The sequence below is a fragment of the Kitasatospora sp. NPDC054795 genome (genome assembly GCF_053611565.1).
Genome location: NZ_JBSHAP010000096.1, coordinates 1 through 12044, shown reverse-complemented (window position 1 = coordinate 12044; position 12044 = coordinate 1). Strand labels below are relative to the sequence as shown.

The 12044-nt window shown below is 75.5% G+C and carries 10 protein-coding genes; 7 read left to right on the top strand and 3 right to left on the bottom strand.

The window, feature by feature from the left end; translation table 11 throughout:
- Positions 1–3: 3 nt before the first annotated feature.
- On the top strand, positions 4–894 hold the full coding sequence (gene sucD, locus ACWGJO_RS29235; RefSeq protein ID WP_387693181.1) for a succinate--CoA ligase subunit alpha: 891 nt from the start codon (positions 4–6) through the stop codon (positions 892–894).
- Between the two features lie 62 nt (positions 895–956).
- Here sucD and ACWGJO_RS29230 read toward each other — a convergent pair whose 3' ends face one another.
- Positions 957–3278, bottom strand: coding sequence for a LuxR C-terminal-related transcriptional regulator (locus tag ACWGJO_RS29230; RefSeq protein WP_452188232.1), 2322 nt, complete (start codon positions 3276–3278; stop codon positions 957–959).
- A 132-nt stretch (positions 3279–3410) separates the two neighbouring features.
- Between ACWGJO_RS29230 and ACWGJO_RS29225 the strand changes: the two genes are divergently transcribed.
- Positions 3411–4841 carry a cell division protein PerM gene (locus tag ACWGJO_RS29225; RefSeq protein WP_452188230.1) on the top strand — a complete coding sequence of 477 codons (1431 nt, stop codon included), beginning with the start codon at positions 3411–3413 and terminating at the stop codon, positions 4839–4841.
- 55 nt (positions 4842–4896) lie between these two features.
- Here the strand turns inward: ACWGJO_RS29225 and ACWGJO_RS29220 are convergent, their stop codons facing one another.
- Complete coding sequence (locus tag ACWGJO_RS29220) at positions 4897–5595, bottom strand: hypothetical protein (RefSeq protein WP_452188228.1); 699 nt, start codon at positions 5593–5595, stop codon at positions 4897–4899.
- A gap of 401 nt (positions 5596–5996) precedes the next feature.
- Between ACWGJO_RS29220 and purN the strand changes: the two genes are divergently transcribed.
- Together purN and purH are read left to right on the top strand one after the other, a co-directional pair.
- Positions 5997–6656: a phosphoribosylglycinamide formyltransferase gene (gene purN, locus ACWGJO_RS29215; RefSeq protein ID WP_359915185.1), complete on the top strand. Its 660-nt coding sequence runs from the start codon at positions 5997–5999 to the stop codon at positions 6654–6656.
- A complete protein-coding gene (purH, locus tag ACWGJO_RS29210; protein WP_452188226.1) occupies positions 6653–8227 on the top strand; it encodes a bifunctional phosphoribosylaminoimidazolecarboxamide formyltransferase/IMP cyclohydrolase in 1575 nt (524 codons plus the stop codon). The genes purN and purH overlap by 4 nt, the downstream gene beginning before the upstream one ends.
- Positions 8228–8335: 108 nt before the next feature.
- Here purH and ACWGJO_RS29205 read toward each other — a convergent pair whose 3' ends face one another.
- Complete coding sequence (locus ACWGJO_RS29205) at positions 8336–8947, bottom strand: hypothetical protein (RefSeq protein WP_359915188.1); 612 nt, start codon at positions 8945–8947, stop codon at positions 8336–8338.
- Positions 8948–9521: 574 nt separating this feature from the next.
- Here ACWGJO_RS29205 and ACWGJO_RS29200 point away from each other — a divergent pair.
- The 3 genes from ACWGJO_RS29200 to ACWGJO_RS29190 all read left to right on the top strand — a co-directional run bounded on the left by ACWGJO_RS29200 (position 9522) and on the right by ACWGJO_RS29190 (position 12031).
- On the top strand, positions 9522–10376 hold the full coding sequence (locus ACWGJO_RS29200) for a bifunctional methylenetetrahydrofolate dehydrogenase/methenyltetrahydrofolate cyclohydrolase (protein WP_359915190.1): 855 nt from the start codon (positions 9522–9524) through the stop codon (positions 10374–10376).
- 19 nt (positions 10377–10395) lie between these two features.
- On the top strand, positions 10396–10821 hold the full coding sequence (locus ACWGJO_RS29195; protein WP_359915192.1) for a DUF3017 domain-containing protein: 426 nt from the start codon (positions 10396–10398) through the stop codon (positions 10819–10821).
- 217 nt (positions 10822–11038) lie between these two features.
- Positions 11039–12031, top strand: a complete 993-nt coding sequence (locus tag ACWGJO_RS29190; protein ID WP_359915194.1) for a malate dehydrogenase — start codon at positions 11039–11041, stop codon at positions 12029–12031.
- Positions 12032–12044 lie beyond the last annotated feature (13 nt).

Genomic DNA, 12044 nt, shown 5'->3' with positions numbered 1-12044 from the left:
ACCATGGCTATCTTCCTTACCAAGGACAGCAAGGTCATCGTCCAGGGCATGACCGGCGCCGAGGGCATGAAGCACACCCGCCGCATGCTCGCCTCCGGCACCCAGATCGTCGGCGGCGTGAACCCGCGCAAGGCCGGCACCACGGTCGACGTCGACGGCACCGAGATCCCGGTCTTCGGCTCCGTCGCCGAGGCGATGGAGAAGACCGGGGCCGACGTCTCCGTCCTCTTCGTGCCGCCGGCCTTCACCAAGGCCGCCGTCGTCGAGGCCATCGACGCCGAGATCGGCCTGGCCGTCGTCATCACCGAGGGCGTCCCGGTGCACGACACCGCCGCCTTCTGGGCGCACGCCGGTGCCAAGGGCAACAAGACCCGCATCATCGGCCCGAACTGCCCCGGCCTGATCAGCCCCGGACAGTCGAACGCCGGCATCATCCCGGCCGACATCACCACCTCCGGCAAGATCGGTCTGGTCTCGAAGTCGGGCACCCTGACCTACCAGCTCATGTACGAGCTGCGCGACATCGGCTTCTCCTCGGCCGTGGGCATCGGCGGTGACCCGGTCATCGGGACCACCCACATCGACGCCCTCAAGGCCTTCCAGGAGGACCCGGAGACCGAGATCATCGTCATGATCGGTGAGATCGGTGGCGACGCCGAGGAGCGTGCCGCGGCCTACATCGCCGAGCACGTCACCAAGCCGGTCGTCGGCTACGTCGCGGGCTTCACCGCCCCCGAGGGCAAGACCATGGGCCACGCCGGCGCCATCGTCTCCGGCTCCTCGGGCACCGCCCAGGCCAAGAAGGAGGCCCTCGAGGCCGCCGGTGTCAAGGTCGGCAAGACGCCGTCCGAGACCGCCCGCCTGGCCCGCGAGATCATCGCCGCCCAGGCCTGATCCCGCCCCGCGCGTGACGAGCGCCCCCGCCCTCCCGGGCGGGGGCGTTCGCCGTTCGCGGCTCAGTGCCGCCCCGGCCCCGTGGTGCAGGGCAGCGGCGACCACTGCCGGCAGGCCGCCGGGCCCTGCGGCGGCGGAGCGGCGCCCCGGGCCGCCGGCGGCAGCTCCCAGCGCGCGACCGCCTGGGGATGCGGATCCACCAGGACGGCCTCCAGACCGGGCGCCGGGCTGCACCAGATGCTGGTGATGCCGTTCGGCGCCCCGTCGGGCAGCAGCGGCACGGCCGGCTCCGCCGCCTGCGCCGCGGTGGCGGCCAGGCAGAGCGCGGGCATCGGCGGAGTGGTCGGCCGGAACAGCTCCGCCGGGCGCACCCCCGCCAGGGTCGCCAGTGTCGCCCCGCCCACCGCGACCGTCAGCAGTGCCGCCGCGCCCGTCCGGCTCGCCGTCCGGAGCCGGTACCGGGCCCGCAGCACCGGCACCGGCGTCCGGTGCGGCTCCGGGCAGCCGCGCACCGCCGCCCGGTGGAGCAGCCCGCACAGCCCGTCCGCGAAGCCCGGTGCCGCCGGGTCCGGCCCGACCAGGTCCGGCACCCACGCGGCCAGCGCCGCCCGGGCGGCCCACACCCGCCCCTCGGCCGCCGCCCGGGTGGACTCCACCTCCACCGCGACCGCCACCGCCGGCAGCCCCAGCCCGTCGTGCAGCACCAGCGCCCGGCGCTGGGGGCGGGACAGCCGCTTGAGCGCCTTCAGCAGCGCCCGGTCCCGGTCGGTCAGCCGGTCGTGGTCCGGCAGCACCGCCTGGGTCTCGTCGGCCGGCCGCACCTTGATCCGCCGGTGCGGCAGCCCCCACGCGTGCGCCCGCCGGGGGCCGCCCCGGTGCCACGGGGACAGCGCCAGCTCGCAGGCGCGCGCCCGTACCCAGCCCTCCGGGTTCCCCGAACCGGCGGCCGTGCCCCAGCGCCGCCGGGCCTCGCCGAACGCCCGCCGTACGCAGTGCACCGCCCGGTGCCGGCAGGCGGTCAGCAGGAACACCTGCTGCACCAGCCGGGTGTGCGCGGTCTCGTAGAGCTCGTCGAAGCCCATCGCCGGGGGCTCGGCGTCGAGGTCGTCGTCCGCGCCCGAGGGAGCGGCGGCGGCCAGCGCCGCCCGGCCGGGACTGGCGGCGGCAGGGTCCTGCGGCTCCGGGCGAGCCGTCCGCGCCCGGTCGGGTTCGGCGGCCGGTGGCCGTTCGGCGTCCGGCTCGGTGTCCGGTTCGGGTGCGGCCGGGGCGTGGTGCGGCGTGTCGCCGTGGCTTGTGGCCGGGCCGGCGGGGGCCTGCGGTCCTCGGTCCGGGCCCGGGGCCCGGACGGGCGCCGCGGGGCCGGCGGTGGCGCTGGGCTCGGCGTGCTCCGGCGGGGCCTTCCGGTCCGGGCCGGAGCCGACGGCGGTGGGCGCCACGAACTCGGCGGCCGGTGGCCGTTCGGCGTTCGGTTCGGGTGCGGCCGGGGTGTGGCGCGGTGTGTCGCCGTGGCCGGCGGCCGGGCCGGCGGGGGCCTCCTCCGACCCGCCTCCACCGGCCGTGTCGGCGGTCGGAGCGCTCGCCTGCCCGGCCGGCCCGGTGGAGGAGGCGCCTGGAGCGCCGCCGGGCCGGTCGGGGTCCCCGGGGACCGTCGGAGGGTGGCCGGTGTCGGTCGGCTGACGCCGCCCGTCGTCCGCCGCCGCGGCCGGAGGTGCCTGGGGGGTGGCGGATCCTGGCCGGTCCCCAGGCGTGCGGGGCTCCTGCGCGCGCCCGGGGGCGGCGCTCGTCCCGTCGGCCGGCAGTCCGTCGGCGGCCTGCCGCGGCTGCCCGCCGGGTGCCGCCCGCCGGGTGCCGCCCGAGGGTCCCGGGGCGGGTTTCCCGGCTCGGGTGCGGCTCCGCCTCCCGGCCGCCTCCCCGTCCGTCGCCGCGTCGGCCCGCGGGCGGTCCGCTCCCGCCACGGAACCGGGGGCGGCCGGGGCGGAGGAGTCCGGGACCGGCCGCAGGAGGACCGGTTCGGCCGCTGGGAGCCCGGCACCCGGGGCCGGGCCCGGGGCGGCCGGGTCGAGGCCGGTGAGGTTCGCCGGGCGTCCGGTCGGGCCGGGGTCCTGGGGGCGCGGCGGCGTGCCGGCCAGCAGGGCGAGTGCCTCCGCCGCGGTGCGGGTGCCGAGCTTGCGCATCGCGCGCTGGAGGTAGCTGCGGGCGGTGGTGGGGGTGACTCCGAGGGTGGCGGCGGTGCGGGGGAGGTCGTGGCCGGCGGCGAGGTGGGCCAGGGTCTGGGCCTCACGGGGGGTCAGCTTCCGCAGCAGGCGGCCCGGGTCGGTCTTGGCGCGGGCGGGCCTGCGGTGGCGTTCCGGGGTGGGGGAGTCGGCGGTGGGTGGCGTGGCCATCAGACGCTCCGGGCCGGGGCGCCGGCGGCTGGGGGGCAAGGTCTGAAAATGCGCATAAGCCAATAATCTGGGACACGGCGGCGGTTTGGCGCTTCACGGAGCATGGCGAGTCGCCTTGGCACCATGTGGCCCATGACGCAGCTGATGGGCCGTCCGATCCTGGAGTCGCCCGGTGAATTGGGCGGACGCCACGCGCTGGCCGACCTGTTGGCGGGTGTACGGACGGCGTTGGTCGGCCTGGCGGTGGTCGGGGCGCCGGTGCTCGGGCTCTGGGTGGCGACGCCGTACGCGGACGACGGCGCGGCCGTTGTCACCCGGTTGGCGGGGGCGCTCTGGCTGCTGGGGCACGGAGCGCCGCTGCTGCGCGGGCCGGCGGACGCCCCGCTGACGGTCACTCCGCTGCTGCTCGGCGCCCTGGCCGTGGTCCGGCTCCACCGGGCGGCCGCCGGGGTGGCCGCGCGGCGCGGGCCGCGCCCGCGCTGGGGCGGTCCGGTGGCGGTGTGGGCGGGGTACTGCGCGGTGGCCTTCGCGGTGGCGCTGCACTGCGCGGCCACCGGGCCGTTCCGCAGCCGGGTGCTGCTGGACGTGCTGGTGGTGGCGCTGGTGGCGGGTCTGGCGACGGCCGCGGGGGCCCGCTCGGTGGCCGTCCTCGACGTGCCGGTCGACTCCCCGCTGGACCGCCTCCCGCCGCCGTACCGCCCGGTCGACGGTGCGCCGGTGGTCCGGGCCGCGGCGCTGGCGGCCGGGGCCGGGCTGGTCGCGGCGGGCGGTCTGCTGGTGGTGTTCTCGGCGGTGCTGGACGCGGTGGCGGGCGGTGGGCACGGGATGGCGCTGCTCGGCGGCGGGCCCGTCGCGCTGCTGGGGCTGGTGCTGCTCGCGCTGGCGCTGCTGCCGAACGCGGTGCTGTGGGGTGCGGCGTACGCGCTGGGGCCGGGCTTCGCGCTCGGCGCCGGGACGGTGGTGTCGCCGACCGGTGCGGTGCTGGGCCCGGTGCCCGAGTTCCCGCTGTTCGCCCTGCTGCCGGCGGACGGGCCGGGCGGCTGGCGGCTCGCGGCGTCGGTCCTGCCGCTGCTGGCCGGGGTGGTGCCGGCGGTGCTGCTGGGCCGTGCGGCCGCGGGCCGGCGGCTGCCGGTCTCCGGGGCGGGGGCCGGGGAGCGGCCCGAGCCCTGGACGCCGGCCGCGACGGTGGTGGCCGCGCTGGCGGCGGCGCTGTGGGTCGGGGCCGGGGCGGCGGTGCTGGGCCGGCTCTCCGGCGGGGCGCTGGCGGGCGAGCGGCTGGCGTGGGTGGGGCCGCTGCCGTGGACGGGTCCGGCGGCGGCGGGCTGGATCGCGCTGGTCGCCGTCCCGGGCGCGTTGCTGGTCCGGTACCGGATGCTTGGCCCGGCGGACGGCGTGGGCGTGTACGCCCGGCTCGCGCGCCAGGCCCGCCGGGGTGCGCTGGGGCTGCGCGCCTGTACGTACGCGCTCGTGCTGCGGCTTTCGGAGCCGGGTGCCGGGCCCGCCGCCGGCGGACCGGGCTCCGACGGCCGGGACCCGGACGACCGCGCGGGCCTCGACCACTGAGCGGGCCTCGACGACCGACCGGGGCCGGGGCGACCGGGCGGACCCGGAGGTCCGGCTACTCGGTGTTCCCGGTGAAGTCCACGTACCACTGCGGCGCGTACCGGTCGCAGTTCTGGGCGCCGACGCTGGTCAGCGAGTCCTGGACGCAGGTGACGTAGTCGCGGTAGTGGTACCCGAGGCCGATCACCGAGGTCGCGACCACGATGGTCATCGCACCGGTCAGGATGCCGGCGAGCGCCGCCGGGGTGAGCGGGTTCGCGGCGGGGGCCGCGGGGAGCGGCCCGGCCGGCCCGGCGACGGTGGCGGCCGGGGCGGGCCGCCGGGTCCGCAGCGCGCCGACGCCCCAGACGACGCCGAGCGCCCCGATCAGCAGGGCGATCCAGTGGAACCCCGCGAACAGGCAGACCAGGGCGAACGGCCCGGCCAGCGCCGCGTTGCGGGCCTTGCGGTGGGCCGGATCGGCGAGGTCGAGCCGGGGCGGCTGCGGGGACGGCGGTCGCTGGCCGGTGCGGCCGTCGCCGGGGCCCCACGGCGGCGGCAGCTGCGGACGCTCGCCGCCCCTGCCGTCGGAGCCGCCCTGACCGGCGGGGCCGCTCTGACCGGCGGGGCCGCCCTGCCCCGTGGGGCCCGCTTGGCCGTCGGAGCCGTGACCCCCGCCGGCCCAGGGGCTGCGCGGCTGCCACGGCTGGTCCGGGGCATCCGCCGGCGGCGGCGCGAAGGGGTTGCGCTCGCCGGTGTCGTCGCCGCTGCTCATGGGTTCAGCCATTCCTTATCGGTCGGGGCTCGTTCGGAGGTTCTCGCGTCGGAGCGGTCTCCCGCGCCCCCAATGATCCCGCAGTCGTCCGCCGGGCCACCGGCGGCCCGGTGCGGCGGGGCGGGCGGGGACGCCGGGGCCGGTGCGGTCCGGGGCAACTTTGGTGCGGTGGGCCGGAGGAGATCCCCGTCTCAACTACGCGCGTAGCGCCGCCGGGAGGGTGCGGAGGCCCTCCGACCAGCCGTTATCGTGGTGACGGTCAGCAGCCCACAGAGGTTCCCCGGGGCCCGCGTCGCGGCGGATTTCCCTGGAGTTCCCCCTCGCTCGACCTGCCGTTCGTAGTGGCCCCACCACCGGTGGACGTACCAGCGGACGGCGCCCGACCTACGGAGAGACGCGCAGTGGCCGCCGCCCCCGCCCAGCACTTCCCGCCCCGTACGCCCGGACCGGCCCGCCTGGTGGTGCTGGTCTCCGGCTCCGGCACCAACCTGCAGGCGCTGATCGACGCCGTCGCCGACCCGGCCTACGGCGCCGAGATCCTCGCCGTCGGCGCGGACCGGGACGGGATCGCGGGCCTGGAGCGCGCCGGGAAGGCGGGCCTGCCGACCTTCGTCCACCGGGTGAAGGACCACCCGGACCGGGCCGCCTGGGACCGCGCGCTGACCGCCTCCGTCGCCGAGTACCAGCCGGACCTGGTGGTCACGGCCGGTTTCATGAAGATCCTCGGCCCCGAGTTCATCGCCGCCTTCGCCGGGCGGACCGTCAACACCCACCCCGCACTGCTGCCCTCCTTCCCCGGCGCCCACGGCGTCACCGACGCGCTCGCGTACGGCGTGAAGGTCACCGGCTGCACCGTCCACCTGGTCGACTCCGGCGTGGACACCGGGCCGATCATCGCGCAGGGCGTCGTCGAGGTCGTCGACGCCGACCACGCCGATGGCGGCGAAGCGCTGCACGAGCGCATCAAGACTGTCGAGCGCCAGTTGCTCGTCGACGTCGTGGGCCGGCTGGCCCGCGAAGGTCACCGCATCGAGGACCGAAAGGTATGGATTCCGGCATGAGTGCCAGCTCCACCACGCCCGTTTCGGAGAACGTCCGTCCGATCCGTCGCGCGCTGATCAGCGTGTACGACAAGACCGGTCTGGAGGAGCTGGCCCAGGGCCTGCACGCCGCCGGGGTCGCCATCGTCTCCACCGGCTCCACCGCCGGCCGGATCGCCGCCGCCGGCGTCCCGGTGACCGAGGTTTCCGAGCTGACCGGCTTCCCGGAGTGCCTGGACGGGCGCGTGAAGACGCTGCACCCCCGCGTGCACGCCGGTGTGCTGGCCGACCTGCGGCTGGAGTCGCACCGCGCCCAGCTGGCCGAGCTCGGCGTCGAGCCCTTCGACCTGGTCGTGGTGAACCTCTACCCGTTCAAGGCCACCGTCGCCTCCGGCGCCACCCCGGACGAGTGCGTCGAGCAGATCGACATCGGCGGCCCGAGCATGGTCCGCGCCGCCGCCAAGAACCACCCCTCGGTGGCCGTGGTGGTCGACCCGGCCCGCTACGGTGACGTGCTGAAGGCGGCGCAGGAGGGCGGCTTCGACCTGGCCACCCGCAAGCGCCTGGCCGGTGCCGCGTTCGCCCACACCGCCGCCTACGACGTGGCCGTCGCCTCCTGGTTCGAGGACGGCTACGCGCCCAGCGACGAGCGCTTCCCCGAGTTCCTCGGCTCGACCTGGGAGCGGCAGAACGTGCTGCGCTACGGCGAGAACCCGCACCAGGGTGCCGCGCTCTACAGCGACGGCACGGGGGGCCTGGCCGGCGCGCAGCAGCTGCACGGCAAGGAGATGTCGTACAACAACTACGTCGACACCGACGCTGCCCGCCGCGCCGCCTACGACCACGCCGAGCCGGCCGTCGCGATCATCAAGCACGCCAACCCGTGCGGCATCGGGACCGGCGCCGACGTCGCCGAGGCGCACCGCAAGGCGCACGAGTGCGACCCGGTCTCCGCGTACGGCGGCGTGATCGCCGTCAACCGCCCGGTCACCGTCGCGCTGGCCGAGCAGATCGCCCCGATCTTCACCGAGGTCGTGGTGGCCCCCGGTTACGAGGAGGGCGTCCTGGAGGTGCTCACCCGCAAGAAGAACCTGCGGGTGCTGCTCGCCCCCGAGGCCCCGGCCAACCGCCAGGAGGTGCGCCCGATCTCCGGCGGCGTGCTGCTCCAGGACGCCGACCGGGTGCACGCCGAGGGCGACGACCCGGCGAACTGGACCCTCGCCAGCGGTGAGGCGCTGACCGCCGACGAGCTGGCCGAGCTGGCCTTCGCCTGGCGGGCCTGCCGGGCCGTCAAGTCCAACGCGATCCTGCTGGCCAAGGACGGCGCCTCGGTCGGCGTCGGCATGGGCCAGGTCAACCGGGTGGACTCCTGCAAGCTCGCGGTCGAGCGGGCCGGCGAGCGCGCCAAGGGCGCCTACGCGGCCTCGGACGCCTTCTTCCCGTTCGCGGACGGCCCGGCGATCCTGATCGCGGCCGGTGTCAGGGCGATCGTCCAGCCCGGCGGCTCGATCCGGGACGAGGAGGTCGTCGCGGCGGCCGCCGAGGCCGGCGTGACCATGTACTTCACCGGCGCGCGGCACTTCTTCCACTGATCCCGCCGATTCCACCGGTCCCGCCGACGGTGTGACGGAACGACAGAGCGGCCCGGCCCCCTCCGAGGAGGGAGCCGGGCCGCTCTCCGCGCTGGTCGTGCGGGCCGGTCAGTAACGCGGCCGGTTGAACCAGTTGACGCCGTCCTGGACGCACATGGCGGTGATCCAGATGATGCTGATCGCCAGCCAGAGCAGGGCCATCACCAGGCCGACCGCGGTGCCGCCGGAGATGGCGCCGAGCAGGATCAGCAGGCCGACCAGGGCGCCCAGCGAGCCGTACACGATGGTGGTGACGCGGACGGCGTTGCCGCCCTTGCCGAACTTCACGCCGAGCGTGATGGAGAGCGCGGCGAACAGCCCGAACAGCACACCGACGACGAGCAGGACGCCGGCGGCGGCGTCGCCCAGCGCGGTGAACGGGTTGTCGTCGCTGGTGGTCCGGCTGGCGGCGTTGGTGACGTCCTTGGCCGCCGCCCCGATGATCACGTAGGAGATCGCGGCGAGCGTCTGGACGCCGCCGACGATGAACAGCAGCACCCGGGCGGTGGTCATCAGGCCGGGCATGGACGGCGGGACCATCGGCGCGTACCCGTAGGCCGGGGCCTGCTGCGGGTAGCCGTAGCCCGGGGCGGCCTGCGGCGGGGCCTGCTGCGGGTAGCCGTAGCCCGGGGCGGCCGGCGGCTGGCCGTACGGGTTGTTCGGGTCGGGCGGGTACGTCATGGATGCCTCCGGGCAGTTACGGGGACGCGGGGACGGGACGCCGACGGTCCCGGTCGGTGAGTCGGGTCACCGGCCGAGGGGGACGTCGGCGGAGCGGGGAACGGCCCGGCGGCGGTGACGGGCGCCGCGGCTCGCAGCGTGGTGAGCGTCAGGGGTGCGGGACGGCCGACGGGTACGGCGCGGGCGGAACGGTGCCCCCGCGGTCGGACTGCTCGTTCTGCTGTGGTCGGCTCACTGGCTCTTTCCCCCGGGTACGCCCCGCCGCGGGGTCCGTCGGCCCGTCACCGGGCCGGTATCGCGGCGGGAATGCGCGCTTATCGTCATCCGGACGGCGGCGCCCTGTCCAGCCGGTTCCGCGTGCCGCGTCAAGACTGTGGCGCAACCGCAACGTGCGTCGGACCTTCGTACCCGTTCGTTCACCCGTTCGTTCACCCGTTCGTCCACCCCGGAGGCGTGCCCGGGACCGGGCCGGAGCCGCGCCCGGGACCGCGCCCGCAACCGGGCCCGCGAGCGTGGCGGCAGCGGTCGGACGCCCTCGGTACGGAGACCCCCGGCGATCCGGGAGAATGGGGTCATGACTGCCCAGATTCTCGATGGCAAGGCCACCGCCGCCGCGATCAAGTCCGAACTCGCCGCCCGCGTGGCGGTCCTCAAGGCGAAGGGCGTCACGCCCGGCCTCGGCACCGTCCTGGTCGGCGACGACCCGGGCAGCCGCTGGTACGTGAACGGCAAGCACAAGGACTGCGCCGAGGTCGGCATCGCCTCGATCCAGCGCGAGCTGCCCGCCACCGCCACCCAGGAGGACGTCGAGAACGTCGTCCGCGAGCTCAACGCCGACCCGTCCTGCACCGGCTACATCGTCCAGCTGCCGCTGCCCAAGGGCCTGGACCAGAACCCGGTCCTGGAGCTGATGGACCCGGACAAGGACGCCGACGGCCTGCACCCGACCTCGCTCGGCCGGCTCGCCCTGGGCATCGAGGGCCCGCTGCCGTGCACCCCGCTCGGCATCGTCGAGCTGCTGCGCCGCCACGACGTCGAGATCAACGGCGCCGAGGTGGTCGTGGTCGGCCGCGGCATCACCGTCGGCCGCTCGATCGGCCTGCTGCTGACCCGCCGCAGCGAGAACGCCACCGTCACCCTGTGCCACACCGGCACCCGGGACCTCGGCGCCCACCTGCGCAAGGCCGACATCATCGTGGCCGCCGCCGGCGTGCCGCACCTGGTCAAGCCGGAGGACGTCAAGCCGGGCGCGGCGGTGCTGGACGTGGGCGTCAGCCGCAGCGAGGGCAAGATCGTCGGCGACGTGCACCCGGGGGTGGCCGAGGTGGCCGGCTGGATCTCCCCGAACCCCGGCGGCGTGGGCCCGATGACCCGCGCGATGCTGCTCAACAACATCGTCGAGGCGGCCGAGCGCCGCGCCGGCATCTGACACCCCAGGGACGGCGAGCATGACTGAACCGCGACCGGCACGGTCCCGCCGCAGGCCGGTCAGGACGACCGGCACCCTGCCGCCCGAGGGCGCCTCCGCGGCCCTCGGACGCGAGCACGCGCTGCCGGTGCGGCAGTGGCCGATCACGCTGGTCCTGCTGGTCGTCGGCGCCGGCCTCGCGGTCACCTGGTTCGCCGACTTCAAGGACGGGTTCAAGTACGGGCTGCTGATCCTCGGCTGCGGCGTGCTGCTCGGCGCGGTGCTGCGGCTGGTGCTGCCCGAGGTCGGGATGCTGGCGGTGCGCAGCCGCTTCACCGACGTGATCGTGCTGAGCTTCCTGGGCATCTCGATCGTGCTGCTGACCCTGGTGGCGCAGCCGAACCCGTGGCTGCAGATCCCGCTGCTCGACAACATCGGCCAGCTGATGGGCCGGCCCAGGCACTGATCCGCAGGGCCTGCGACGGCCCCCGCCCGGTCCCGTGGAAATCCAGGGCCCGGGCGGGGGTCGCCTTGCTTCTGTGACGCATCAGCCACGCCGGGACACCGGGCATACGCTTCCCTTTGCGATAACCTGACGCCGGTCTCTCGACGTCGAGAGAGATCATCCTGGCTCCAGTGCCGGTGTGCCTGGGGCGCCTGGCGATTTGCTGGAGAAGGTAGAAATGACCCGCACCCCCGTCAACGTCACCATCACCGGAGCAGCCGGCCAGATCGGCTACGCGCTGCTCTTCCGCATCGCCTCGGGCCACCTGCTCGGTGCCGACGTGCCGGTGAACCTGCGCCTCCTGGAGATCCCGCAGGGCCTCAAGGCCGCCGAGGGCACCGCCATGGAGCTCGTCGACTGCGCCTTCCCGCTGCTGCGCGACATCACGATCACGGACCAGCCGAACGTGGCCTTCGACGGCGCCAACGTCGCGCTGCTGGTCGGCGCCCGTCCGCGCACCGCGGGCATGGAGCGCGGCGACCTGCTGTCGGCCAACGGTGGCATCTTCGGCCCGCAGGGCAAGGCCATCAACGACAACGCCGCGGACGACATCAAGGTCCTGGTCGTCGGCAACCCGGCCAACACCAACGCCCTGATCGCCCAGCGCAACGCCCCGGACGTCCCGGCCGAGCGCTTCACCGCGATGACCCGCCTGGACCACAACCGCGCCGTCGGCCAGCTGTCGTCCAAGACCGGCGCCCTGGTCTCCGACATCAAGCGCGTCACCATCTGGGGCAACCACTCCGCGACCCAGTACCCGGACATCTTCCAGGCCGAGATCGCCGGCAAGCCGGCCTTCGAGGCCGTCGGCAGCGACCTGGCCTGGCTGGAGGGCGACTTCATCCCGACCGTCGCCAAGCGCGGTGCCGCCATCATCGACGCCCGCGGCGCCTCCTCGGCCGCCTCGGCCGCCAACGCCGCCATCGACCACGTCCACACCTGGGTCAACGGCACCGCCGAGGGCGACTGGACCTCCATGGGTGTCGTCTCCGACGGCTCCTACGGCGTTCCGGAAGGCCTGATCTCCTCCTTCCCCGTCACCACCAAGGACGGCAAGTTCGAGATCGTCCAGGGCCTGGAGATCTCCGACTTCTCGCGCGCCCGCATCGACGCCTCGGTCAAGGAGCTGACCGAGGAGCGCGACGCGGTCCAGGAGCTGGGCCTCATCTGAGCCCGCCCCGCAC

Coding starts and splice junctions, on each gene's coding strand:
- ACWGJO_RS29225 (WP_452188230.1), top strand. CDS start 3,411: ATGACGCAGCTGATGGGCCGTCCGATCCTGGAGTCGCCCGGTGAATTG.
- purH (WP_452188226.1), top strand. CDS start 6,653: ATGAGTGCCAGCTCCACCACGCCCGTTTCGGAGAACGTCCGTCCGATC.
- sucD (WP_387693181.1), top strand. CDS start 4: ATGGCTATCTTCCTTACCAAGGACAGCAAGGTCATCGTCCAGGGCATG.
- ACWGJO_RS29200 (WP_359915190.1), top strand. CDS start 9,522: ATGACTGCCCAGATTCTCGATGGCAAGGCCACCGCCGCCGCGATCAAG.
- ACWGJO_RS29220 (WP_452188228.1), bottom strand. CDS start 5,595: ATGAGCAGCGGCGACGACACCGGCGAGCGCAACCCCTTCGCGCCGCCG.
- ACWGJO_RS29205 (WP_359915188.1), bottom strand. CDS start 8,947: ATGACGTACCCGCCCGACCCGAACAACCCGTACGGCCAGCCGCCGGCC.
- ACWGJO_RS29230 (WP_452188232.1), bottom strand. CDS start 3,278: ATGGCCACGCCACCCACCGCCGACTCCCCCACCCCGGAACGCCACCGC.
- ACWGJO_RS29195 (WP_359915192.1), top strand. CDS start 10,396: ATGACTGAACCGCGACCGGCACGGTCCCGCCGCAGGCCGGTCAGGACG.
- ACWGJO_RS29190 (WP_359915194.1), top strand. CDS start 11,039: ATGACCCGCACCCCCGTCAACGTCACCATCACCGGAGCAGCCGGCCAG.